21 protein-coding genes and 1 pseudogene are annotated in these 21,321 nt (G+C 70.7%); 10 read left to right on the top strand and 12 right to left on the bottom strand.

Annotated features, from left to right (window positions below; translation table 11 throughout):
- Positions 1 to 23: 23 nt before the first annotated feature.
- The 4 genes from leuD to GI374_RS10705 form a co-directional block, all read right to left on the bottom strand.
- Positions 24 to 629 (bottom strand): 3-isopropylmalate dehydratase small subunit, encoded by a 606-nt coding sequence (gene leuD / locus GI374_RS10720; protein WP_154337079.1) that lies wholly within the window; start codon positions 627 to 629, stop codon positions 24 to 26.
- An 11-nt stretch (positions 630 to 640) separates the two neighbouring features.
- On the bottom strand, positions 641 to 2,083 hold the full coding sequence (gene leuC, locus GI374_RS10715; protein WP_154337078.1) for a 3-isopropylmalate dehydratase large subunit: 1,443 nt from the start codon (positions 2,081 to 2,083) through the stop codon (positions 641 to 643).
- Between the two features lie 74 nt (positions 2,084 to 2,157).
- The gene (locus GI374_RS10710) at positions 2,158 to 2,328 is read right to left on the bottom strand and encodes a hypothetical protein (protein WP_154337077.1); all 171 of its coding nucleotides are present in this window, start codon (positions 2,326 to 2,328) and stop codon (positions 2,158 to 2,160) included.
- A 77-nt stretch (positions 2,329 to 2,405) separates the two neighbouring features.
- Positions 2,406 to 3,410 (bottom strand): A/G-specific adenine glycosylase, encoded by a 1,005-nt coding sequence (locus tag GI374_RS10705; RefSeq protein WP_154337076.1) that lies wholly within the window; start codon positions 3,408 to 3,410, stop codon positions 2,406 to 2,408.
- A 93-nt stretch (positions 3,411 to 3,503) separates the two neighbouring features.
- On the opposite strand from GI374_RS10705, the gene GI374_RS10700 reads away from it, so the two are divergent.
- The 4 genes from GI374_RS10700 to GI374_RS10685 all read left to right on the top strand — a co-directional run bounded on the left by GI374_RS10700 (position 3,504) and on the right by GI374_RS10685 (position 7,581).
- Positions 3,504 to 5,144 (top strand): acyl-CoA synthetase, encoded by a 1,641-nt coding sequence (locus GI374_RS10700; RefSeq protein ID WP_154337075.1) that lies wholly within the window; start codon positions 3,504 to 3,506, stop codon positions 5,142 to 5,144.
- Positions 5,145 to 5,228: 84 nt separating this feature from the next.
- On the top strand, positions 5,229 to 5,783 hold the full coding sequence (locus tag GI374_RS10695) for a DUF721 domain-containing protein (protein ID WP_195759901.1): 555 nt from the start codon (positions 5,229 to 5,231) through the stop codon (positions 5,781 to 5,783).
- Complete coding sequence (locus tag GI374_RS10690) at positions 5,780 to 6,460, top strand: DsbA family protein (protein WP_154337074.1); 681 nt, start codon at positions 5,780 to 5,782, stop codon at positions 6,458 to 6,460. Before GI374_RS10695 ends, GI374_RS10690 begins: the two co-directional genes overlap by 4 nt.
- Complete coding sequence (locus GI374_RS10685) at positions 6,460 to 7,581, top strand: CaiB/BaiF CoA-transferase family protein (protein ID WP_154337073.1); 1,122 nt, start codon at positions 6,460 to 6,462, stop codon at positions 7,579 to 7,581. The genes GI374_RS10690 and GI374_RS10685 overlap by 1 nt, the downstream gene beginning before the upstream one ends.
- Positions 7,582 to 7,817: 236 nt before the next feature.
- On the opposite strand, the gene GI374_RS10680 is transcribed toward GI374_RS10685, so the two are convergent.
- The 3 genes from GI374_RS10680 to GI374_RS10670 all read right to left on the bottom strand — a co-directional run bounded on the left by GI374_RS10680 (position 7,818) and on the right by GI374_RS10670 (position 12,153).
- Entirely contained in the window at positions 7,818 to 9,995 is a 2,178-nt protein-coding gene (locus tag GI374_RS10680; RefSeq protein WP_154337072.1) for a primosomal protein N', read from the bottom strand.
- Between the two features lie 107 nt (positions 9,996 to 10,102).
- Positions 10,103 to 11,461: an NADP-specific glutamate dehydrogenase gene (gene gdhA / locus GI374_RS10675; protein ID WP_154337071.1), complete on the bottom strand. Its 1,359-nt coding sequence runs from the start codon at positions 11,459 to 11,461 to the stop codon at positions 10,103 to 10,105.
- Between the two features lie 275 nt (positions 11,462 to 11,736).
- Complete coding sequence (locus GI374_RS10670; RefSeq protein ID WP_154337070.1) at positions 11,737 to 12,153, bottom strand: DoxX family protein; 417 nt, start codon at positions 12,151 to 12,153, stop codon at positions 11,737 to 11,739.
- A gap of 208 nt (positions 12,154 to 12,361) precedes the next feature.
- On the opposite strand from GI374_RS10670, the gene fsa reads away from it, so the two are divergent.
- Genes fsa through GI374_RS10645 form a run of 5 tightly spaced genes read left to right on the top strand, consistent with a single transcriptional unit; the run spans position 12,362 to position 16,930 of the window.
- Complete coding sequence (fsa, locus tag GI374_RS10665) at positions 12,362 to 13,018, top strand: fructose-6-phosphate aldolase (protein ID WP_154337069.1); 657 nt, start codon at positions 12,362 to 12,364, stop codon at positions 13,016 to 13,018.
- A 3-nt stretch (positions 13,019 to 13,021) separates the two neighbouring features.
- Positions 13,022 to 13,717 carry a DUF484 family protein gene (locus tag GI374_RS10660; protein ID WP_370515280.1) on the top strand — a complete coding sequence of 232 codons (696 nt, stop codon included), beginning with the start codon at positions 13,022 to 13,024 and terminating at the stop codon, positions 13,715 to 13,717.
- 32 nt (positions 13,718 to 13,749) lie between these two features.
- Positions 13,750 to 14,649, top strand: a complete 900-nt coding sequence (locus GI374_RS10655) for a tyrosine recombinase XerC (RefSeq protein WP_370515300.1) — start codon at positions 13,750 to 13,752, stop codon at positions 14,647 to 14,649.
- Between the two features lie 47 nt (positions 14,650 to 14,696).
- The gene (locus GI374_RS10650; protein ID WP_154337067.1) at positions 14,697 to 15,401 is read left to right on the top strand and encodes a phosphatidylcholine/phosphatidylserine synthase; all 705 of its coding nucleotides are present in this window, start codon (positions 14,697 to 14,699) and stop codon (positions 15,399 to 15,401) included.
- A gap of 53 nt (positions 15,402 to 15,454) precedes the next feature.
- Positions 15,455 to 16,930, top strand: a complete 1,476-nt coding sequence (locus GI374_RS10645; RefSeq protein WP_154337066.1) for an ABC transporter substrate-binding protein — start codon at positions 15,455 to 15,457, stop codon at positions 16,928 to 16,930.
- Positions 16,931 to 16,960: 30 nt separating this feature from the next.
- On the opposite strand, the gene GI374_RS10640 is transcribed toward GI374_RS10645, so the two are convergent.
- The 3 genes from GI374_RS10640 to GI374_RS10630 form a co-directional block, all read right to left on the bottom strand.
- Positions 16,961 to 17,887: a transglycosylase SLT domain-containing protein gene (locus tag GI374_RS10640; protein WP_370515279.1), complete on the bottom strand. Its 927-nt coding sequence runs from the start codon at positions 17,885 to 17,887 to the stop codon at positions 16,961 to 16,963.
- A gap of 73 nt (positions 17,888 to 17,960) precedes the next feature.
- Positions 17,961 to 18,677: a hypothetical protein gene (locus GI374_RS10635; RefSeq protein ID WP_154337065.1), complete on the bottom strand. Its 717-nt coding sequence runs from the start codon at positions 18,675 to 18,677 to the stop codon at positions 17,961 to 17,963.
- A gap of 116 nt (positions 18,678 to 18,793) precedes the next feature.
- Positions 18,794 to 19,615 (bottom strand): L,D-transpeptidase, encoded by an 822-nt coding sequence (locus tag GI374_RS10630; RefSeq protein ID WP_154337064.1) that lies wholly within the window; start codon positions 19,613 to 19,615, stop codon positions 18,794 to 18,796.
- Positions 19,616 to 19,960: 345 nt separating this feature from the next.
- On the opposite strand from GI374_RS10630, the gene GI374_RS10625 reads away from it, so the two are divergent.
- A complete protein-coding gene (locus GI374_RS10625) occupies positions 19,961 to 20,230 on the top strand; it encodes a GlsB/YeaQ/YmgE family stress response membrane protein (protein ID WP_229583100.1) in 270 nt (89 codons plus the stop codon).
- 31 nt (positions 20,231 to 20,261) lie between these two features.
- On the opposite strand, the gene GI374_RS10620 is transcribed toward GI374_RS10625, so the two are convergent.
- Together GI374_RS10620 and tuf are read right to left on the bottom strand one after the other, a co-directional pair.
- On the bottom strand, positions 20,262 to 20,651 hold the full coding sequence (locus GI374_RS10620; RefSeq protein WP_154337063.1) for a VOC family protein: 390 nt from the start codon (positions 20,649 to 20,651) through the stop codon (positions 20,262 to 20,264).
- A 239-nt stretch (positions 20,652 to 20,890) separates the two neighbouring features.
- Positions 20,891 to 21,321: pseudogene (gene tuf, locus GI374_RS10615) on the bottom strand (elongation factor Tu); the annotation flags it as partial.

The following is a 21,321-nucleotide window of genomic DNA, read 5'->3' as shown; positions in this document are numbered from 1 at the left end:
CAGGATGAGCGCGAAGGCGAGCCTCAGACCCAGGGCTGGGACTGCGCGATCTTCGCTTCGTAGGCCTCGATCGCGGCACCCTTCTGCAGCGTCTGGCCCACGTCATCGAGGCCGTTCAGCAGGTTGTGCTTGCGGTGCGGGTCGATGTCGAAACGGAACTCCTGCCCGTCCGAGGCCGTCACGGTCTGCGCCTCGAGGTCGATCGAGAGCCGCGCGTTGGCCCCGTTCTTCGCATCCTCCATCAGCACCTTCACCGCATCCTCGGGCAGCACGATGGGCAGGATGCCGTTCTGGAAGCAGTTGTTGTAGAAGATGTCCGCAAAGCTGGTGGAGATCACTGAGCGGATGCCGAAGTCGAGCAGCGCCCAAGGCGCATGCTCGCGCGACGAGCCGCAGCCGAAGTTGTCGCCTGCGACGATGATCTGCGCCTCGCGCCAGGCCGGCTGATTCAGCACGAAGTCCGGGTTCTCGCTGCCGTCGGCGAGGTAGCGCATCTCGTCGAACAGGTTCTTGCCCAGCCCCGAGCGATGGATCGTCTTCAGGAACTGCTTGGGGATGATCATGTCGGTGTCGATATTGACCAGCGGCATGGGTGCCGCGATGCCGGTCAGGGTGGTGAACTTTTCCATGCTCTCGCTCCTCAGACCGGCTCGGCGGGTGCCATGACTTCGCGCACATCCACCAGATGCCCCGCCACGCCCGCGGCGGCGGCCATGATCGGGCTCATCAGGTGGGTGCGGCCGCCGCGGCCCATGCGGCCCTCGAAGTTGCGGTTCGAGGTCGCGGCGCAGCGCTCGCCCGGCGCCAGCTGGTCGGGGTTCATGCCGAGGCACATCGAGCAGCCCGCGAGGCGCCATTCGAAGCCCGCATCGGTGAAGACCCGGTCCAGCCCCTCCTCCTCGGCCTGCGCGCGCACGAGGCCCGAGCCGGGGACGACCATGCCGCGCACGCCCGGCGCGAGATGCTTGCCGCGCAGGATCCCGGCCGCGGCGCGCAGATCCTCGATCCGGCCGTTGGTGCAGGAGCCGATGAAGACCGCGTCGATCGGGATGTCGGCGAGCCTCGTGCCCGGCTCAAGGCCCATGTAGTCCAGCGAGCGGCGCGCGGCCTCGACCTTGCCGCCCGAGAAATCCTCGGGGCGGGGGACGGTGCCGGTGATCGGCAGCACGTCCTCGGGCGAGGTGCCCCAGGTCACGACCGGGGCGATGTCCTCGCCACGGATGGTCACGACCTTGTCGAAATGCGCGCCCTCGTCGGTGTAGAGGGTCTTCCACCAGTTCAGCGCCGCCTCCCAGGCCGCGCCCTTCGGCGCGTGCGGGCGGCCGTTGACATAGGCGAAGGTCTTCTCGTCCGGCGCGATCAGGCCGGCGCGGGCGCCGCCCTCGATCGCCATGTTGCAGACCGTCATGCGGCCTTCCATCGACAGGTCGCGGATCGCCTCGCCGCAGTATTCGATCACATGACCGGTGCCGCCGGCGGTACCGGTGGCGCCGATGACGGCCAGCGTGATGTCCTTGGCGGTGACACCGGGGCGCAGCTTGCCGGTGATCTCGACCTTCATGTTCTTCGATTTCTTCTGGATCAGCGTCTGCGTGGCCAGGACATGCTCGACCTCGGACGTCCCGATGCCGTGGGCGAGCGCGCCGAAGGCGCCATGCGTGGCCGTGTGGCTGTCGCCGCAGACCACGGTCATTCCGGGCAGGGTCCAGCCTTGCTCGGGGCCGACGATATGGACGATGCCCTGCCGGATGTCGTTCATCGGGTAATAGTTCAGATCGAAGTCGCGGGCGTTCTTGTCGAGTTCGGCGACCTGCACGCGGCCTTCGGGGTTCTCGATCCCCTTCACGCGGTCGGCCGTGGTCGGAACGTTGTGGTCGGGGACGGCGATGGTCTGGTCGGGACGGCGCACCTTGCGACCGGACATGCGCAGGCCCTCGAAGGCCTGCGGGCTGGTCACTTCATGGACCAGATGGCGGTCGATGTAGAGCAGCGCGGTTCCGTCCGGCTGCCGGTCCACGACATGCGCGTCGAAGATCTTGTCATAGAGGGTGCGGGGTCGCTGGGGGGAGGTGGAGCCGGTCATGGCGATGCCTCTGGCGGGTGATCGAAGGGGAAGGGCGGAAGGCGGTCGGGCGCGTCCGGAGACGCGCGGACGCGTCAAAGCCCGGCGAGAATCGTCAGCCGCTCGCCGTGAAAGCGCGCCGGCAGGCGGGCGCGATCGTGGATGTCGAAGAAGCGCATCATGACCTTGCTATGTAGTGTAGGGGGGCGGGCTTCGGCAAGGGTGTCGGTGCGGGCAGCGGGTATGCAGCCGATGCCTGCGGGCAAGGGATAGGGACACGGGACCCGATCCCGCTTGGAGCGGCGCCAAGGCGGACGGGCCGGAGGTGGCGGTTACGTCAACCTTAGGCCAGAACAGCCCAGGCCTTCCGCATGAGGCCGGGGAGACCGGCCGGGTCGAAGTCCCGGAGGACGTGCCATTCGCCGCGCTGGGGGTTGCCCCCGCTCCGGGCGACATGCACGGCCATGTCCAGCTCGAAATGCGTGAACACATGCCGCACCCGGCCCGCCTCGCGCCAGTCGGCCGCAAGCGGCGGCGGCTGGTCGCTCCCGTCCCAGCCGGAGGAGGGAAAGGCGAGGGTGCCGCCGAGAAGCCCCTTCGGTGGCCGCCGTTCCAGCAACACCCGCCGGCGGTCGAACGCCACCCAAGCGATCCCCTCGCGCTTCGGCTTCGGCGCCCTGGGCATGCGGGCGGGCAGTTCCGCCGCGATCCCCGCCGCTCTTGCCCGGCACGGGCCCGACAGTGGGCAGACCCCGCAGGCGGGCGACCGCGGCGTGCAGATCGTCGCCCCGAGGTCCATCATCGCCTGGGCGAAGTCCCCCGGCCGCGCCTCGGGCGTGAGCCCCTCGGCCAGCCGCGCCAGCTCGCGTCTCGCCCCCGGCAGCGGCGTCTCGACGGCGTAGAGCCGCGCCACCACGCGCTCGACGTTGCCGTCCACCACGGTCTCCGCCCGGCCGAAGGCGATCGCCGCGATGGCGGCGGAGGTATAGGCGCCGATGCCGGGCAACCGCGCCAGCTCGTCGCGGGTCGTCGGGAAGCCCCCCCGCTCCGCTACGGCACGGGCGCAGGCGACAAGGTTGCGGGCGCGGGCGTAGTAGCCGAGGCCCGCCCATTCACCCATGACCTCGGCCTTGGGCGCGGCGGCAAGCGCCTCCACCGTGGGCCAGCGCGCCGTGAACCGCTCGAAGTAGCCCCGCACGGCGGCGACCGTGGTCTGTTGCAGCATCACCTCGGACAGCCACACCCGATAGGGGTCCATTGGCGGCGCACCGGGCGGCGCGCGCCAGGGCAGCGCCCGCGCGTGGCGGTCGTACCAGGCAAGCAGCAGGGGGGCGATCTCGGGCTCCATCCGCCGCCTCTCGCGGGGCGCGGCGCGCAAGTCAACGGGCTTGCCTTTGCCCCCGCCCGGCGTGGAGATGGACCGAAGGGAACGGAGGATCACATGACCGGGATGTTCGACCTGGGGCTCGAGCGCGGCCCCGCCAACCACCAGCCAATGACGCCGATCCGGTTCCTGGAGCGCGCGGCGCTCGTCTGGCCGGATCACACGGCCATCATCCATGGCCGCATCCGCCGCTCCTACGCCGAGTTCTGGACCCGCGCGCGTCGGCTCGCCTCAGCCCTCGCGTCGGCTGGTATCGGCAAGGGCGACACCGTCAGCGTGATGCTGGCCAACACCCCAGAGATGATCGAGTGCCATTTCGGCGTGCCGATGTGCGGCGCGGTGCTGCACACCATCAACACCCGGCTCGACGCGGCGGCGGTGGCCTTCCAGCTCGACCACGGCGACGCGAAGCTGGTCATCGTGGACCGCGAGTTCTCTGCGGTCATGGCCGAGGCCCTGGCGCTGGCCGAGGTCGCGCCGCAGGTCATCGACGTGGACGACAGCGAATACCCGGCCGATGCGGCCACTCCGCAGGGCCGCGCCATTGGGCGCACCGACTACGAGGCCTTCCTCGCCTCGGGCGACCCGGCCTTCGACTGGCTGCCGCCGCAGGACGAATGGGACGCGATCGCGCTGAACTACACGTCGGGCACCACCGGCAATCCGAAGGGCGCGGTCTATCACCATCGCGGCGCGACGCTGATGGCCTATTCCAACACCGTCCACGCGGCCCTCGGGCGGCATCCGGTCTATCTCTGGACGCTGCCGATGTTCCACTGCAACGGCTGGTGCTTCCCCTGGACGCTGGCGCTGACCGGCGGCACGCATGTCTGCCTGCGCTGGGTCCGCGCGGGGGCGATCTACGAGGCGCTCGCCGACCACAAGGTCACGCATCTCTGCGGCGCGCCGATCGTGATGCAGGGCCTCATCAACGCCTCGGGCGAGGAGCGGCGCGAGTTGCCGCATGCGGTCAACTTCAACACCGCCGGCGCGCCCCCGCCGGCCTCGGTGATCGATGGGATCGAGGCGATGGGCTTCGTCGTGAACCACATCTACGGGTTGACCGAGACCTATGGCCCCTCGGTCGTGAACGAGTGGAAGGGCGATTGGGACGGCAAGGACCGGACCGAGCGCGCCGAGCTGAAGTCGCGGCAGGGGGTGCGCTACCTGCCGCTCGACGAGCTTGCGGTGCTCGACCCCGAGACGATGCAGCCTGTCCCCGCCGATGGCGAGACGCTGGGCGAGGTCATGTTCCGCGGCAACATCGTGATGAAGGGCTACCTCAAGAACCCGCGCGCCACGGAGGAGGCCTTCGCGGGCGGCTGGTTCCATTCGGGCGATCTCGGGGTGATGCACCCGGACGGTTACGTCCAGCTCAAGGACCGCTCGAAGGACATCATCATCTCGGGCGGCGAGAACATCAGCTCGATCGAGGTCGAGAACGTGATCTTCGCCCATCCGGCGGTGATGCTGGCCGCGGTGATCGCGCATCCGCACCCGAAATGGGGCGAGACGCCTGTGGCCTATGTCGAGCTGAAGCCGGGGGCCGAGGCCGGCAAGCAGGACATCATCGGCTGGGCGCGGCAGCATCTCGCGCATTACAAGTGCCCGACCGACGTGGTCTTTTGCGAGATCCCGCGCACCTCGACCGGCAAGCTGCAGAAGTTCCGGCTGCGCGAGATGGCGAAGGGCGGCTGAACACGGGGGCGTCACGGGGTTTTCAGCCGCCGCCCGCGCGGGGCCTCTGGCATCCGCGCTGCGCTGCGGCCAGAGTGGCGGGCGATGAGCGACGCCCCTGACCCCGAAGCCGCCAAGGCGGCACCGATCGCGCCGCGCGCGTCCCGGCGCATGCGCGGGTTCGAGACCGCGGCCGGGCTGGTCGCCTGCCGCGTGGGCGAGCTTGGCGAGAAGCGCGGCTTCGCCGTCTCGCGGCTGCTGACGCACTGGGCCGAGGTCGTCGGGGCCGAGACCGCCGCCCGCTGCCGCCCGGTGAAGATCAGCCACTCGCGCGGGGGCTTCGGTGGCACGCTGGTCCTGCTGACCACCGGCGCCAACGCGCCCCGGCTCGAGATGGAGCTGCCCGCGATCCGCGAACGGGTGAACGCCTGCTACGGCTTCAACGCCGTCGCGCGCATCCACCTGACCCAGACCGCGCCGCACGGCTTCGCCCCCGAGCCGCCGCGGCCCGCGCCCGCGCGCCCGGTTTCGCCGGCGGTGCGGGCCGAGGCCGAATCCGCCGCGGCGAAGATCGACGATCCCGGCCTTGCCGAAGCGGTCGCGCGCTTCGCCCGCGCCTACCTGTCTCGAAAAGACGCCCAGAACAGAGGTTCCCCATGACGCTTCCGATCACGCTTTCTGGCCTGCCGCGCCTCGCCGCGGGCCTGCTGACCTCCGCCGCCCTCGCCCTCGTGGCGCTGCCCGCGGTGGCGCAGACTGCAACCGAGGCCCCCGCCGCCGAGGCCGCCGCACCCGAACTGGCCCCCGACCTCGCCCTCGGGGCCGAGGACGCGCCGGTCACGATGATCGAATACGCCTCCTTCACCTGCAGCCATTGCGGCGCCTTTGCGACCGACGTGTTCCCGACCCTGAAGTCCGAATACATCGACACCGGCAAGGTCCGCTTCATCCAGCGGGACGTGTATTTCGACGCGCTCGGCCTCTGGGCCGGCATCCTCGCGCGCTGCGAGCCGGCGAAGTTCTACCCGGTCTCCGAGCAACTCCTGACCGGCCAGAGTCAGTGGCTCGCAGGCGTCAGCTCCTCCGACCAGGCGGCCGAGAACCTGCGCCGCGTGGGCCTCGCCGCGGGCATGACCAACGAGCAGATGGACGCCTGCTGGGGCGACACCGAACAGGTTGAGCGGCTGGTCGCGACCTATCAGGCGAACGCCACCGCGGACGGCATCGAGGGCACGCCGACCTTCATCATCGGCGGCGAGAAGGTCCAGAACCAGGCCTGGGACGGGCTGAAGGCGAAGATCGACGAGAAGCTGGCCGAGGCGGAGTCCGCGAACTGATGCCCGCGCCGCTCGAGGGCCTGCGGGTCGTCGAACTGGCCCGCATCCTGGCCGGTCCCTGGGCCGGCCAGGTCCTCGCCGATCTCGGGGCGGAGGTCGTCAAGGTCGAGGCGCCGGAGGGGGACGACACCCGCAGCTGGGGGCCGCCCTTCATCACCCGCGAGGGCGACGGGCCGGAGGGCCGCTCGGCCGCCTATTTCCACGCCGCCAACCGCGGCAAGCGCTCGGTCATCGCCGACTTCCGCACGCCCGAGGGGCAGGCGCGGGTGCGCGAGCTGGTGGCGGGCGCAGACATCCTGATCGAGAACTTCAAGCTTGGCGGGCTGGCGAAATACGGCCTCGACTGGGAGAGCCTGCGCGCAGTGAACCCGCGGCTGATCTACTGCTCGATCACCGGCTTCGGGCAGGACGGCCCTTACGCCGCGCGGGCGGGCTACGACTACATCATCCAGGGCATGTCCGGGCTGATGAGCGTGACCGGCGAGCCCTCGGGCCAGCCGCAGAAGGTGGGCGTGGCGGTGGTGGACATCTTCACCGCGCTCTACGCCACGACCGGGATCCTCGCCGCGGTCGAGCAGCGCCACCGCACCGGCCGCGGGCAGCAGGTGGACATGGCGCTGATGGATGTGGGCGTGGCGGTGATGGCGAACCAGGCGATGAACTATCTCGCCTCGGGGACGGCGCCCGTGCGGTTGGGGAACGCGCATCCGAACATCGTGCCCTATGCCGTCTTCGACTGTGCGGATGGCTGGATCATCATCGCCTCGGGCAATGACGGGCAATACCGGCGGCTCTGCGAGGTCTTGGGGATGCCGGGGCTGGCGGAGGCGCCCGACTATCGCAGCAACGCGGACCGTATCGCCAACCGCGAGGCGCTGACGGCGGCGCTGACCGCGGCAACCAAGGGGTGGAAGCGGGACGACCTGCTGGCCGCCTTGGAGCGCGCGGGGGTGCCGGCGGGTCCGATCAACGACATGGCGGATGTGTTCGCCGACCCGCAGGTGATCGCGCGGGGGCTGAGGATCGAGCCCGAGGGGGTGCCGGGGGTGCGCACGCCGATCCGGTTCTCGGAGGCGGAGCTGTCGCTGGACAGGGCGAGCCCGAAGCTGGGCGGGGGGTAGCGGCCTCTCCGCGGGTCGCTTCCGCGCGAGGGATTGGGTAACAGGGTCCCAATCCCGCTTGGTCCGGTGACATAGGCGCAACAGAGGGTCCGCGCACGCACGAAGGTGGGCGCGGACGCGCCCGCCTGTGGGGCGGGCGGGCGCGGACCCGTCCGCTTTGGCGGACGGGCGGCCGTAGCTGGATCGTTGGGCAACGAGCGGTAGCGTGCGTGGTTTCCAAGCACCATCCCATTGCCCTAAAGAAAGCTCTGCGGATCGATATCCACCGCGAGCCGCAAGTTCGCGGGCAGCTTTACCCCCTCCAGCCACGCCCGGATCGCCTCCTGCAGCGGCGCCTGCCGCGGCGCGCGGATCAGCATCCGCACTCGGTGCCGGCCCCGGATGCGGGCGATCGGGGCGGGCGCCGGTCCCCACAGCTCGGCCCCCGCAGCACCCAAAGGCTGCGCCCGCTGGGCGAGGTCGCGTGCAAATCCCGTCACCACGCCGAGGTCCGGGTGGCTCAGGATCACACCCGCCAGCCGCCCGAAGGGGGGCATCCCGGCCTGACGCCGCGCGGCGGCCTCGGCGTCCCAGAAGGCCTCCTCCTCGCCCGAGAGGATCGCGCGGATCACCGGATGCTCGGGCTGGTGCGTCTGCAGCAGCGCCAGCCCCTTGCCGCCGGCGCGCCCCGCCCGTCCCGCCACCTGCCGCATCAGCTGGAAGCTGCGCTCGGCCGCGCGCAGGTCGGCGCCTTGCAGCCCGAGGTCGGCGTCGATCACGCCGACCAGCGTCAGCGCCGGGAAATTGTGCCCCTTGGCCACCATCTGCGTGCCGATGATGATGTCGGCGCCGCCCGCCGCGATATCCGCAATCGCGGCCTTCAGGGCCCGCGCGCTCTGGAACAGGTCCGACGACAGCACCGCCACGCGCGCCTGCGGCCAGCGGGCGGAGACCTCCTCGGCCAGCCGCTCGACCCCCGGACCGACTGGGGCCATCTTCCCCTCGACGCCGCAGGCCGGGCAGGTCGTCGGGATCGGGCGCGAGGCCCCGCACTGGTGGCAGACGAGACGGTTCAGCACCCGATGCTCGACCATCCGCGCGTCGCAATCCTCGCAGCCGACCTGCTGGCCGCAGGCGCGGCAGAGCGTCACCGGCGCATAGCCGCGGCGGTTGAGGAACAGGAGCGACTGTTCGCCCCGGCCCAGCCGCTCCGCCACCTCGCGCGTGAGGGTCGGCGAGATCCAGCGGCCCGGCTCCATCGCCTCGGCCCGCAGGTCGATCGCGGCCATCTCGGGCAGGTCGGCGCCGTGGCGGTCGGTCAGGTCGAGGCGGTGATACTTTCCCGTCTGCGCGTTCACCCAGGTTTCGAGCGCGGGCGTGGCCGAGGCGAGGACCACCTGCGCGCCCTCGATGCTCGCCCGCAGAACCGCCATGTCGCGGGCGGAATACCAGACCCCGTCCTCCTGCTTGTAGGCGCCGTCATGCTCCTCGTCGACGACGATCAGGCCGAGGTCGCGGAAGGGCAGGAACAGGGCCGAGCGCGCGCCGACGACCAGATCGACGCCGTGCCGGCCGGCCATGTGCCAGAGGCGGCGGCGTTCGGTCGCGGTGATGCCGCTGTGCCATTCGCCGGGCCGCGCGCCGAAGCGCGCCTCGACGCGGGCGAGGAACTCGGCCGAAAGCGCGATCTCGGGGAGCATGACGAGGGCCTGCCGCCCGCGCGCGAGGCATTCGGCAACGGCCTCGAGATAGACCTCGGTCTTGCCCGAGCCGGTGACGCCGCGCAGGAGCGTGGTCGAGTAGCCCTCGGGCTGCCGGGCGCGCAGGGCCTCGGCGGCCGCGGCTTGGTCGGGCGACAGTGGTTTTCCGGGGCGCGACGGATCGAGGCGCGGAAAGGCCGCGTCGCGCGGGGCTTCGGTCTCGGTCAGGGTGCCGGCGGTCGTGAGGCCCGCGACCACGGAGGGCGAGACGCCGGCGAGACGGGCGAGTTCGCCGGGCTCCAGCCCCGCGTCGCCGTGTTCGTCCAGCACGTCGAGGACGCGGCGACGGGCCTCGGTCATGCGCTGCGGCTCGGGGCCGGTCAGGTGCAGGATGCGGCGCGGCGCGGGCGGGTCGGCGAGGCCGGGCGCGCGGGTCGCCATGCGCAGCAGCACCGGCAGCGAGGTGAGGGTGTATTCGGCGGCGCGGCTGAGGAACTCCAGCACCGCCGGCGTCAGCGGCTCGGCCTCGATCAGCCGCGCGACGGGGCGCAGCTTGGCGGCGTCGAAGCCGCCCTCGCCGGCACCCCAGACGCAGCCCATGACCCGCCGGGGGCCGAGCGGGACCACGACCAGCTGGCCCAGGCGCACGCCGCCCTCGGGCGCGAGGTAGTCGAGGAGGCCGACCGGTTCGGTCGTCAGCACGCCGATGCGCGCGCCAAGGGCGAAATGCGTCATGGCGTGAGGGGTGCCGCCTCCGCGCGGCGCCGTCAACGCCACGCGCCGGCAAATCTTCGTACGAGGATTTGCATCGGATCCTTCGTACGAAGGATCCGGCCCACGCCTCAGATCACGCCGAGCGCCCGCATCGCCTCGGCCACTTTCACGAAGCCCGCGATGTTCGCGCCGAGGACATAGTCGCCAGGCACGCCGTATTCCGCGGCGGTCTCGGCGCAGCTGTCGTGGATGTTGGTCATGATCTCGTCCAGCCGCTCGACCGTCTGGTCGAAGCTCCAGCTGTCGCGCGAGGCATTCTGCTGCATCTCGAGGGCCGAGGTCGCGACGCCCCCAGCATTCGCCGCCTTGCCGGGCGCGAAGAGGACGTTCGGGGCCTGCTGGAACGCGGCCACGGCCTCGGGCGTGCAGGGCATGTTCGCGCCCTCGGCCACGACCCGGACGCCGTTCGCGATCAGCCGCGCGGCGTGATCGCCGTTCAGCTCGTTCTGGGTGGCGCAGGGCAGCGCGATGTCGCAGGGCACGTCCCAGATCGAGCCCGACCCCGCCGCGACATATGTCGCCCCGCTGCCCTTGGCCTCCTGATACTCGCAGATACGCCCGCGGCGCTTTTCCTTGATCTCGCGCAGCAGGCCCAGGTCGATGCCGCGCTCGTCCACCACATGGCCCGAGGAGTCCGAACAGGCGACGACCCTGGCGCCGTATTCCTGCAGCTTCCGGATGGCGAAGGTGGCGACATTGCCGGAGCCGGAGACGACCGCGGTCTTGCCCTCGATCCCGTCCTTGGCGGCGTCGAGCATCGAGCGCACAAAGAACACCGTGCCGAAGCCGGTCGCCTCGGGGCGCGCGCGTGAGCCGCCGTAGCTGAGGCCCTTGCCGGTCAGAACGCCCGCCTCGTAGCGGTTCGAGAGGCGCTTGTATTGCCCGAACATGAAACCGATCTCGCGCCCGCCGACGCCGATGTCACCGGCCGGCACGTCGGTGTATTCGCCGATATGGCGGTGCAGCTCGAGCATGAAGGACTGGCAGAAGCGCATGATCTCGCGGTCGGACTTGCCCTTGGGGTCGAAGTCCGAGCCGCCCTTGCCGCCGCCGATCGGCATGTTGGTCAGCGCGTTCTTGAAGGTCTGCTCGAAGCCGAGGAACTTGATGATTCCGACGTTGACCGACGGGTGGAAGCGCAGCCCGCCCTTGTAGGGGCCGAGCGCGCTGTTGAACTGCACCCGGAAGCCGCGGTTGATCTGGACGCGGTCCTGATCGTCGATCCACGGCACGCGGAAGATGATCTGCCGCTCGGGCTCGCAGATGCGCTCGATCAGCCCCTCCTCGAGGTATTCGGGATGCTTGGCGACGACGCGGCCGAGGCTTTCCATGACCTCGACCACCGCCTGGTGGAACTCCGGCTCGCCCGCGTTCCGCCGGACGACGGTCTCCAGAATCGGTTCCAGCTTCTCGTCGATGCGCGCCATGGGGCTCGGCCTCCAGTCAAGACTTCATGCCGCGTGCCACTAACCGACCCGCGAGCGGACGCAAGCCCCTGCACATTTTCGAGGGGAATGTCACGGGGGCTTGGCGCGGGAGGGGTCAGTCGCGGTCGGGGGCGCCGGGCGGGAAGTTCGATCGGTATGGCCGCGCGTCGAACACGCGCGACCGAGGGACGGCGAGGAGCCGGGCGGGGCCAAGCGCCGAGGCCGGGGCAGCCGGCGGGGGCGGCCCCAGAGGCTAGCGACAGGTCCCCCTGCCGTCAGCGCGCCGCGTAGCGGGTCGTCGCGCCGGCCCGCATGGCGTCAACGCTCCACGGTCCGGGGCCCGCGAAGACGAGGTAGAGGAAGACGAAGCAGTAGAGGATCGCCGCGTCGCCGCCGTTCAGCACCGGATAGAAGTTCTGCGGCGCATGGGCGATGAAATAGGCGAAGGCCATCAGGCCGGAGAGGACGAAGGCCACCGGCCGCGTGAAGAGCCCGATCACCAGCAGGAAGCCGCCGAAGAGTTCCAGCACGCCCGCGAACCACGGCAGCGAGGCGAAGCCGGGGGTCATGTCGCTGGCCGGGAAGCCCAGCAGCTTCTGGGTGCCATGCGCCATGAAGATCAGCGCCGAGACGATCCGCAGGATGCTGAGCATCCGCGGCGCCCATCGGGTTTCAAGCTCGTAGGTGTCCATGATCGCTGCCTTTCCCATGATCCGGGCGCCACCGCGCCACTTGCGTGAAGGTTATGCCTCAAGTCTCTTGAGGAAAAGTGAAAATCCGCGGCGGCGCCAGCAGGTGTAACGCTGGTGGCACGGGCGGCACATCGCGGCGGCGCCGGCCTTCCCGCACCGGCCCATCTGCGCTACACCGCCACCCGACCCCGAACCCCGGAGACCCCCGATGCGCTTCTTCGTCGATACCGCCGACATCGCCGCGATCCGCGAGCTGCACGAGCTCGGGATGGTCGACGGCGTCACCACCAATCCCTCGCTGATCCTCAAGTCCGGCCGCGACATCGCCGAGGTCACGCGCGAGATCTGCGAGCTGGTCGACGGGCCGGTCAGCGCCGAGGTCGTGGCCGAGGCCGCCGAGGACATGATCCGCGAGGGCCGGCACCTCGCCGACATCGCCCCCAACATCGCCGTCAAGGTGCCGCTGACCTGGGACGGGCTGAAGGCCTGCAAGGCGCTGACCGACGAGGGTCACATGGTCAACGTCACGCTCTGCTTCAGCGCGGCACAGGCGCTGCTGGCGGCGAAGGCGGGGGCGACCTTTATCTCGCCCTTCATCGGGCGGCTCGACGACGTGAACCTCGACGGGCTGCAGCTGATCGCCGACATCCGCCAGATCTACGACAATTACGGCTACGAGACGAACGTGCTCGCCGCCTCGATCCGGTCGGTGAACCACGTCAGCGAATGCGCCAAGATCGGCGCCGACGTCATCACCGCCCCGCCCGCGGTGATCCATGCGATGGCCAGCCATCCGCTGACCGACAAGGGGCTGGCGCAGTTCACCGCCGACTGGGCCAGGACCGGCCAGAAGATCGGGGGTTGAGGGGTGGCCGGGCCGATCGACGAGGGGACGCGCGCCAAGCTGCTCGCCAGCCCCGACCTGATCCTCGGCGACCGCGACCTGATGCGGGCGCTGATCGGCGCGCGCGAGTCCGAGGTCGGCGAGAACGTGATCGACATCCGCGGCCGCGCCATGCAGGCGCTCGAGGAGCGGCTGTCGCGGCTCGAGACCGCGCATGAGAGCGTGATCGCCGCAGCCTATGACAACCAGTCGGGGATGCAGACCGTCCACCGCGCGGTTGTCTCGCTGCTGGAACCGGACGATTTCACCGGCTTCCTCGACAATCTCGGCACTACGGTCGCGCCGATCCTGCGGGTCGATACCCTCAGGCTGGCGATGGAGAGCGCGCAGGCGCCCGAGGCGCCGGGCGAGGGGCCGCTGGCGATGGTCGAGCCGGGGACGGTGCGGCGGATGATCTCGGCCGGGCGGCGGGCGCCGCGGGGCGACGACATCGTGCTGCGCCGGGCTTCGGCCGAGACGGCGGTGATCCACGGCACCGCGGGCGGCGCGATCCGCTCCGAGGCGCTGCTGCCGCTCGACCTCGGCGGCGGGCGCTATCCGGCGCTGCTGCTGATGGGCTCTGGCGATCCGGGGCGGTTCTCGCCGACGCAGGGGACGGACCTGCTGCGCTTCTTCGGGCAGGTGTTCCGGCTGGTGCTGATCGGATGGCTGCGGGAGTGACCGAAGGCCCGCCGCTCGCGCTTGCGCCCTCGATGGCGGATGCGCTGATGCGGTGGCTGGACGTGCAGGCGGGGGCGCGGGACCGCTCGCCGCGGACGGTGGCGGCCTATCGCGCGGATGTGGCGGCGTTCCTGATGTTTCTAGGAGGCCACCAGGGCGGTCCGGCGCTGCCTGGGCACCTCGGCGCGCTGACGCAATCCGACATGCGGGCCTTTGCGGCGGCCGAGCGCGGGCGCGGCCTCGGCGCGCGGTCGCTGGCGCGCAGGCTCTCGGCAGTGCGGGGCTTCCTCGGCTGGCTGGCCGAGCGCGAGGGCTTCGAAGCCTCGCGCGCTCTGTCGGTCCGCAGCCCGAAATACGCGCGCAGCCTGCCGCGGCCGCTGGCCGAGGCGCAGGCGCGCGAGGTCCTCGACCGCGCCGCGCTCGGCCACGAGATCCCCTGGGTCGCAGCCCGCGATGCGGCGGTGCTGACGCTGCTCTACGGCTCCGGCCTGCGGATCGGCGAGGCGCTCGGGCTGGACGGGCGCGACTGGCCGATGGGCGAGGCGCTGCGCATCCGCGGCAAGGGCGGGCGCGAGCGGATGGTCCCGGTGCTGCCGGTCGCGCGCAAGGCGATCGCGGAGTATCTGCGCCTCTGCCCGTGGGAGATGACGCCCGATTCGCCCCTGTTTCGCGGCGTGCAGGGCCGGCGGCTGTCGCAGCAGGCGGTGGCGAAGGTGATGGCGGCGGCGCGCGCCTCGTTGGGCCTGCCGGCCACCGCCACGCCCCACGCCCTGCGCCACAGCTTCGCCACGCATCTGCTGGCCGCCGGGGGCGACCTGCGGACGATCCAGGAGCTGCTGGGCCATGCCAGCCTCTCGACCACGCAAGTCTATACAGGCGTGGACGACGCGCGGCTGCTTTCGGTCCATCGCGCCGCCCATCCGCGGGGCTGAGCCCGCGCGCCGTTGCGCCCCCGGCCTCGGAATGCCAGAAACGCGGCATGCTCAGCGCCCGCCTCAAGGCCCTCGCCGTCCATCTCTTCACCGCCACGGGCGCGGTCCTCGCGCTGCTGGCGATCCTGGCGGCGGTCGAGGAACGCTGGGCGCCGATGTTCTTCTGGCTTATCGTCGCGATGGTCGTCGACGGGATCGACGGCCCGCTCGCCCGCCGTTTTGAGGTCAAGAAATACTGGCCCATCCATGACGGTGTCGTGATGGACCTGATGATCGACTACATGACCTGGATCTTCATTCCGGCCTTCGCCCTGTTCCAGTCCGGGCTGCTGCCGGGCTGGACCGGCTGGCTCTGCGCCATCGCCATCGTCTACGGCTCGATGATGTACATGGCCGACACCCGGATGAAGACCCGCGACAACAGCTTTTCGGGCTTCCCGGCGGCCTGGAACATGGTCGTGCTGGTCCTCTTCGCGGTGGACATGAACTTCTGGATCAGCCTCGTCATCGTGATCCTGCTGACCGTCGCCATGTTCACCAACCTGAAGTTCATCCATCCCGTGCGGACCGGGCGGTGGCGCGCGGTCTCGCTGCCGATGGCGCTCGCCTGGGTGATCTTCGCCCTCTGGGCGATCCTCGTGGACTTCCACCCGCAGAGCTGGGCGCTCTGGGGGCTGATCGTCACCTCCCTCTATCTCGGGGGCGCGGGGATCGCGCAGCAGTTGATTCCGGCGCGCGCAAGGCGGGCTTGATCGCCGGCCGCGGGGCGGCAATGATCCGCCGACGCCACGGCAGGGAGGACAGCATGGCCCGGAGACTTCTACTCGCATTCGCGGTCACGCTCGGGGCAGCAGTCCCCGCCTTCGCGGCGCCACCCGACACGATCACGCTCGGCATGGTGCTGGAGCCGCCGAACCTCGACCCGACCAGCGGTGCGGCCGCCGCGGTGGACGAGATCGTCTACGCCAACCTGTTCGAAGGCCTGACCCGCGTCGCGTCCGACGGCAGCATCGTGCCGGGCCTGGCCGAGAGCTGGGAGGCGCTCGAAGGCGGCGGCGTCTATGAGTTCAAGCTGCGCCAGGGGGTCAAGTTCCACGACGGCGCCGATTTCAACGCCAGCGACGTGGTCTTCACCCTCGACCGCGCCCGCGGCGAGGAATCGACCAACGCGCAGAAGGTGCTGTTCGAGGGGATCGAGTCGGTCGAGGCCGTCGCGCCCGACGTGGTGCGCGTGACGCTGAGCGGGCCGGATGGCGCCTTCCCGTGGAAGATGGCCTGGGGCGACGCGGTGATCGTGGACGAGGCCTCGGCCGCGAACCTCGCCACCAACCCGGTCGGCACCGGTCCCTTCCGCTTTGGCGAGTGGCGGCAGGGCGACCGCGTGACGCTGGAACGCTTCGACGGCTACTGGGGCGAGGCCCCGGCGCTGACCTCGGCCACCTTCCGCTTCATCTCGGACCCGACCGCCGCCTTCGCCGCGGTCATGTCGGGCGACGTGGACGCCTTTCCGAACTTCCCCGCGCCCGAGACGCTGGCCCAGTTCGAGGCCGATCCGCGCTTCAAGGTCACGGTCGGCACCACCGAGGGCGAGACGATCCTCGCCATGAACAACGCCAATCCGCCGCTCGACGACATCCGCGTGCGCGAGGCGATCGTGCGGGCGATCAATCGCCAGGAGATCATCGACGGGGCCATGTTCGGCTATGGCACGCCCATCGGCAGCCATTTCGCGCCGCACCATCCCGACTATGTCGACCTCACCGAGCAGTCGGCGCAGGACCAGGACCGGGCCCGCGCCTTGCTGGAGGAGGCGGGCGTCACCGACCTCAGCCTGCGCCTCGCCCTGCCGCCGCCCTCCTATGCCCGCCGCGGCGGCGAGATCGTGGCCAGCCAGCTCGCGGCCGTGGGGATCAAGACCGAGATCACCAACATGGAATGGGCACAGTGGCTCGAGACCGTGTTCAAGGGCGGCGATTTCGACCTGACCATCATCAGCCATACCGAGCCGATGGACATCGATATCTATGCCCGCGACGACTACTACTTCCACTATGACAAGCCCGAATTCGTGGCCCTGATGGACCGCCTGCAGGCGACCGTGGACGAGGCCGAGCGCAGCGCGCTGCTGCAGCAGGCGCAAGAGATGATCGCGGCGGACTACGTCAACGCGTTCCTGTTCCAGCTCGCCAAGGCCGGGGTCGCGGATGCGCGCCTCGAAGGGCTGTGGGAGAACGCGCCGACGCAGGCCAACGACCTGACCGGCGTCCGCTGGAAGATGTGAGGGCAGGGCGCCGCGCCCACCGGCGCGGCGTCAGTTCCTGAGCACGATGCAGGTGGCGCCCGCCGCGCGCAGCCTCACGCACATGCGGTTGGCCTCGGCGCGGCTGTCGAAGCCGATTTGCGCGGTGTAGACCGCCCGCCGCTGCCCCGGCATCCGCTTGCGGACATGGGCGACGCGCATGTCGCCGATGACCGGCCGCAGCGCCCGGTTGAGGCGCTCGGCCTGAGCCGAGGCGCCCGACTGGCGCGGATGCGAGGCGAGGATCACGCCCCAGGGGGAGGCGCTCTCGGGGGCGCGGAACTCCTTCAGCGTGCGGTTCCCGGCGAGCTCGATGCAGGCGTCGAGGAACGGCGTCTCGCCCTTCAGGCGCAGGTCGAGCGTCGCGATCTCGGGCGGGTCGTCGCGCCATTTCCAGGCGTTGTGGCCGGTGATCGCCTCGACATAGTCGTGCGTCTCCCAGGGCAGCACGGTGCCGCCGCCGAGGAAGGTCGCGGCCCGGCGCTCGCCGCCGTTATAGGCCACCGCGGCGAGGCCGATATTGCCGAACACCTCGGTCAGCTTGCGCAGATAGCGGGCCGAATGGGTGATCGCCTTGGCCGGGTTGAACGGATCGTCGAGGCCGACGATCCGTGCCGTGCCGGGCATGAACTGCGCGATGCCCTGCGCCCCGGCGGGACTGACGGCCGAGGGCTCGAACAGGCTCTCCTTCCAGAGCAGCCGGGCGAGGAAATGGGGGTCGAGCGCGTTCTCGGAAGCCTGCGCCTCGATCGCGCCGCAGACATCGGCGACATAGGTGGCGGCGGCGATGCAGAGACTGCCATCGGCGGTGCAGCGGCGGTCGGGGGAATCGGCAGCGGGCGGCTGGGGGGCAGGGGAGGCGCTCCCGGTCTCGAGCGCGGAGGCCGGACCCGCGGCCATCACCACGGCGAGCAGGGCGGCCCGGGCGGCTTGTCTCACGGCGGATCTCCGAAAGCCTCGTCAGCGGAGGCTAACAGAGGCGAAGGGCCGAGGAAACCGCGCGAACGGGCGCTCAGGCGTCCTTCTTCTTCGCCTTCTTGCCGGCCTTGTCCTTCCGGGCGGGTTTGTCGGTCTTCTTCTTGTCCTTGCCCGAGCCCTTGTCTTTCCCGGCCTTGTCCTTCGCCGCCTTGTCCTTCTTCCCCGCGGCCTCGGCCTTCGCCCCCTTCAGCGCGGCCTTCTTCGCCTTCTTGTCGCCCTTGGCCTTCTTGTCCCCGGCCGCGGCGGGCGCTGCGGTGACGGTCTCGGCCGCCGTTGCCGCCGCCTGCTCATCCGGGGCAGGGCGGGGCACCGGCGCTGCCGCCGGAACCGGTCTGCGCACCGCCACCGAGGTCGCCGCCGCCCGGCGGGTCGTGGGCTTGGCTTTGGCCGCCGTCTCGGCCTTCCGGCTGCCCGGACGCGCCGCCCCCTTGGCCCGCGACATGCGCGGCGTTGCCGGAATCCGCGCCGCTGCCGCGGGTTTCCGCGGGGCCGGCTTGGCTCCGCCCGGCGCCTCGCGCCCCGCGGCCCGGCGCCTGCGCCGCTCGGCCTGTGCCCGGCGCAGGGCGGCCTGCAGGAACCGACGCTGCGGCGCGTCCTCCGCCGTTCCGCCCACCGCGCCCGCGAGATCGCGCAGCACCGCCTCAAGATCGCCGTCGGACAGCTCCCCCACCGCCGGCCGGCGCGTCCGCGTGCTGAGGGCGAGCGCGCCTTCGTCGAGAACCTCGGCTTCGTCCTTGGCATAGTTGGGCATCGGCGGCCTCGTGCGAATGGCGTCAGGCAAAGGTCTGATTGGCCGCGGGGTTGCTGTCAACGAAAAGGCCCTGCCACGGCGGTGGCAGGGCCTCGGGGCATCACGCGCGCATCGGCTCAGCGGCGGCGCGGCGGCACCGCGCTCTCGACCGGCGAGGCGGCGGCGACGACGGTGGGCGACGGCCCCGGCACTTCGGCCAGCGTCATCGCGGGTTCGCCCGCCGGCACGAGGTAGCCCGAAGGCGTCTCGGTCAGCGGCCCCTCGAGGCGGCGGCTCTCGGCCTCGGTGCGGACCTTGACCGTCGCACCGCGCGGGACCTCGGCATAGAGGTCCATGATGTCCTGGTTGAAGAGCCGGATGCAGCCCGCGGAGGTCGCGCGGCCGATCGAGGACGGGTCCATCGTGCCGTGGATGCGATACATCGTGTCCCGGCCACCCTGATAGAGATAGAGCGCGCGCGAGCCGAGCGGGTTGTCCACGCCGCCCGCGACGCCGCCCGCAAAGGGCCCGTAAAGCTCGGGGTTCTGGCGCACCATGTTGGCGGTCGGGGTCCAGCTGGGCCACTCGGCCTTGCGCTGGATCGAGCCGGTGCCGGCGAAGTTGCGTCCCGCCTGGCCCACGGCGATGCCGTAGCGCGTCGCCTCGCCGTTGCCGTGAACGTGGTAGAGGAAGCGCGCATAGGGATCGACGACCAGCGTGTTCGCCCCCTCCGGGCCGTTATAGGGGACGCGCTGACGCTGGTTGCGCTCGTTCAGGTAGGCGGGGTTGACGGCCGGGATGTCCACCGGCTCGCCCCGAGGGCCGGTGTCGACGCGGGCCTGGTAGATCGAGGGTACGAAACTCGGGGCGGCGACCGACGGGGCGTCGGCGGTGGTGGTCGGGGCGCAGGCGGCAAGGCCTGCGGCCACCGCGAGCGCCAGGGGGGCGGCAATACGCATCACTCGTTGTCCTTCACGTCGGGGGGCCGGCAGAGGCGGGCGGCCCCATGGGCAGCTTGGAACCGCAGCCGCCGGGGCAGACCGGCAAGGCGATTCGTCCATCGCCCATTGGCCGGCCTGCGCCGCGGAGGGTCAACGCGGATGCCGGGCCGCGGGCCCAGCTCCGCGGCGACCGTGGCATAATTGCTGCGCCCGCCGGCGAGGTGGGAAGTTGCCAAAATGTCGCAGGCAGGGGCCGCGCGGCGACGTTGATGCGGGGGTTGGAACTGTCAGTCGCATTTAGCTGTTTTCGTGGCATAATGACGCGGATCGCTGCGTCATTGCACATCGGAAAGGAACGTTCGAATGGGTGCTTTCAGTGGACTGGGCCTCATCGTCTCGCTGATCGTCGGCGGGATTGCGGGGTGGCTGGCTGGCGAAATCGTGAAGGGCCGCGGCCAGGGTGTGCTGATGAATATCGTCGTCGGCATCATCGGCGCGCTGGTCGCAAGCTGGATCTTTCCGGCGATCGGCATCGGCCCGGCCGGCGGCTCGGTCCTGTGGGCCTTCATCTACTCGCTGATCGGCGCGGTGATCCTCCTGCTGATCGTGGGCCTGTTCACCCGGCGAGCCTGATCCCTTCGAGGCCTCCGCCGCGGCGGAGGCCTCATGCCGGCCGATGGCATACGGCCTCGATATTGTTGCCCTCGGGGTCGAGGACGAAGGCGCCGTAGTAGCCCGGATGATACTGCGGCCGCCGCCCCGGCCCGCCATTGTCCTGCCCCCCCGCGCCGAGCGCCGCGGCATGGAAGGCGTCAACCGTCGCCCGGTCCGGGGCCGCGAAGGCGACGTGGCAGCCGGTCGAAGGGGCCTTGCCGGTGCCGATCCAGAAGAACGGCATCTGCGGCGTGCCGAAGCCCAGATGGGCGCCATGCCCGCCGGTCATGTCCTCCGTCACCTCGATCTGCACCGCCCAGCCGAACGGTTTCAGCGCCGCATCATAGAAGCGGCGCGAGGCGGCGAGGTCGGCCACGGCCAGTCCGATGTGGTCGATCATGGGGCGCTCCCTGCGGTCCCTGCCTGACGATAGCAGCATCCGGGGCTCCGGTCATGGCCCTCGGCGGCAGCTTGAGTGCCACGCTGGGAAGCGTGGCGACAGCAGCAGAACCGAGATGATGCCGCGGCAGGCGCGCGCGATGGGTGAGCCCGGCTTGAATGGCCTCGGGTCAGAAAGATAAAGGCCGCCCCTCTCGGGACGGCCCTCGTTCGCGATATAATTGGCCCGGAGGCCGTGGATCACTCGATGATCTTCGCCACGACCCCGGCGCCGACCGTGCGGCCGCCCTCGCGGATGGCGAAGCGGAGCTTTTCTTCCATCGCGATGGGCGCGATCAGCTCGACCTCGAACTTCAGGTTGTCGCCCGGCATCACCATCTCGGTGCCCTCGGGCAGCTTCACCGTCCCGGTCACGTCCGTGGTGCGGAAGTAGAACTGGGGACGGTAGTTGGCGAAGAACGGCGTGTGGCGGCCGCCCTCTTCCTTGGTCAAGATGTAGGCCTCGGCCTCGAACTTGGTGTGCGGCTTGACCGAGCCGGGCTTCGCCAGCACCTGCCCGCGCTCGACGCCGTCGCGGTCGATGCCGCGCAGCAGCGCGCCGATGTTGTCGCCGGCCTCGCCGCGGTCGAGCAGCTTGCGGAACATCTCGACGCCGGTGCAGATCGTCTTCT

Origin of the sequence: Paracoccus sp. S-4012 (genome assembly GCF_009674885.1) — a bacterium.
GTDB lineage: Bacteria > Pseudomonadota > Alphaproteobacteria > Rhodobacterales > Rhodobacteraceae > Paracoccus.
Note: the sequence above shows the minus strand (reverse complement) of the source record. Positions and strands in the feature narration are given on the sequence as shown.

Excerpts from the sequence above, each read along its gene's own strand:
- leuD (WP_154337079.1), bottom strand. The coding sequence starts at position 629 with ATGGAAAAGTTCACCACCCTGACCGGCATCGCGGCACCCATGCCGCTG.
- leuC (WP_154337078.1), bottom strand. The coding sequence starts at position 2,083 with ATGACCGGCTCCACCTCCCCCCAGCGACCCCGCACCCTCTATGACAAG.
- GI374_RS10705 (WP_154337076.1), bottom strand. The coding sequence starts at position 3,410 with ATGGAGCCCGAGATCGCCCCCCTGCTGCTTGCCTGGTACGACCGCCAC.
- GI374_RS10700 (WP_154337075.1), top strand. The coding sequence starts at position 3,504 with ATGACCGGGATGTTCGACCTGGGGCTCGAGCGCGGCCCCGCCAACCAC.
- GI374_RS10695 (WP_195759901.1), top strand. The coding sequence starts at position 5,229 with ATGAGCGACGCCCCTGACCCCGAAGCCGCCAAGGCGGCACCGATCGCG.
- GI374_RS10690 (WP_154337074.1), top strand. The coding sequence starts at position 5,780 with ATGACGCTTCCGATCACGCTTTCTGGCCTGCCGCGCCTCGCCGCGGGC.
- GI374_RS10685 (WP_154337073.1), top strand. The coding sequence starts at position 6,460 with ATGCCCGCGCCGCTCGAGGGCCTGCGGGTCGTCGAACTGGCCCGCATC.
- GI374_RS10680 (WP_154337072.1), bottom strand. The coding sequence starts at position 9,995 with ATGACGCATTTCGCCCTTGGCGCGCGCATCGGCGTGCTGACGACCGAA.
- gdhA (WP_154337071.1), bottom strand. The coding sequence starts at position 11,461 with ATGGCGCGCATCGACGAGAAGCTGGAACCGATTCTGGAGACCGTCGTC.
- GI374_RS10670 (WP_154337070.1), bottom strand. The coding sequence starts at position 12,153 with ATGGACACCTACGAGCTTGAAACCCGATGGGCGCCGCGGATGCTCAGC.
- fsa (WP_154337069.1), top strand. The coding sequence starts at position 12,362 with ATGCGCTTCTTCGTCGATACCGCCGACATCGCCGCGATCCGCGAGCTG.
- GI374_RS10655 (WP_370515300.1), top strand. The coding sequence starts at position 13,750 with ATGGCGGATGCGCTGATGCGGTGGCTGGACGTGCAGGCGGGGGCGCGG.
- GI374_RS10650 (WP_154337067.1), top strand. The coding sequence starts at position 14,697 with ATGCTCAGCGCCCGCCTCAAGGCCCTCGCCGTCCATCTCTTCACCGCC.
- GI374_RS10645 (WP_154337066.1), top strand. The coding sequence starts at position 15,455 with ATGGCCCGGAGACTTCTACTCGCATTCGCGGTCACGCTCGGGGCAGCA.
- GI374_RS10635 (WP_154337065.1), bottom strand. The coding sequence starts at position 18,677 with ATGCCCAACTATGCCAAGGACGAAGCCGAGGTTCTCGACGAAGGCGCG.
- GI374_RS10630 (WP_154337064.1), bottom strand. The coding sequence starts at position 19,615 with ATGCGTATTGCCGCCCCCCTGGCGCTCGCGGTGGCCGCAGGCCTTGCC.
- GI374_RS10625 (WP_229583100.1), top strand. The coding sequence starts at position 19,961 with ATGGGTGCTTTCAGTGGACTGGGCCTCATCGTCTCGCTGATCGTCGGC.
- GI374_RS10620 (WP_154337063.1), bottom strand. The coding sequence starts at position 20,651 with ATGATCGACCACATCGGACTGGCCGTGGCCGACCTCGCCGCCTCGCGC.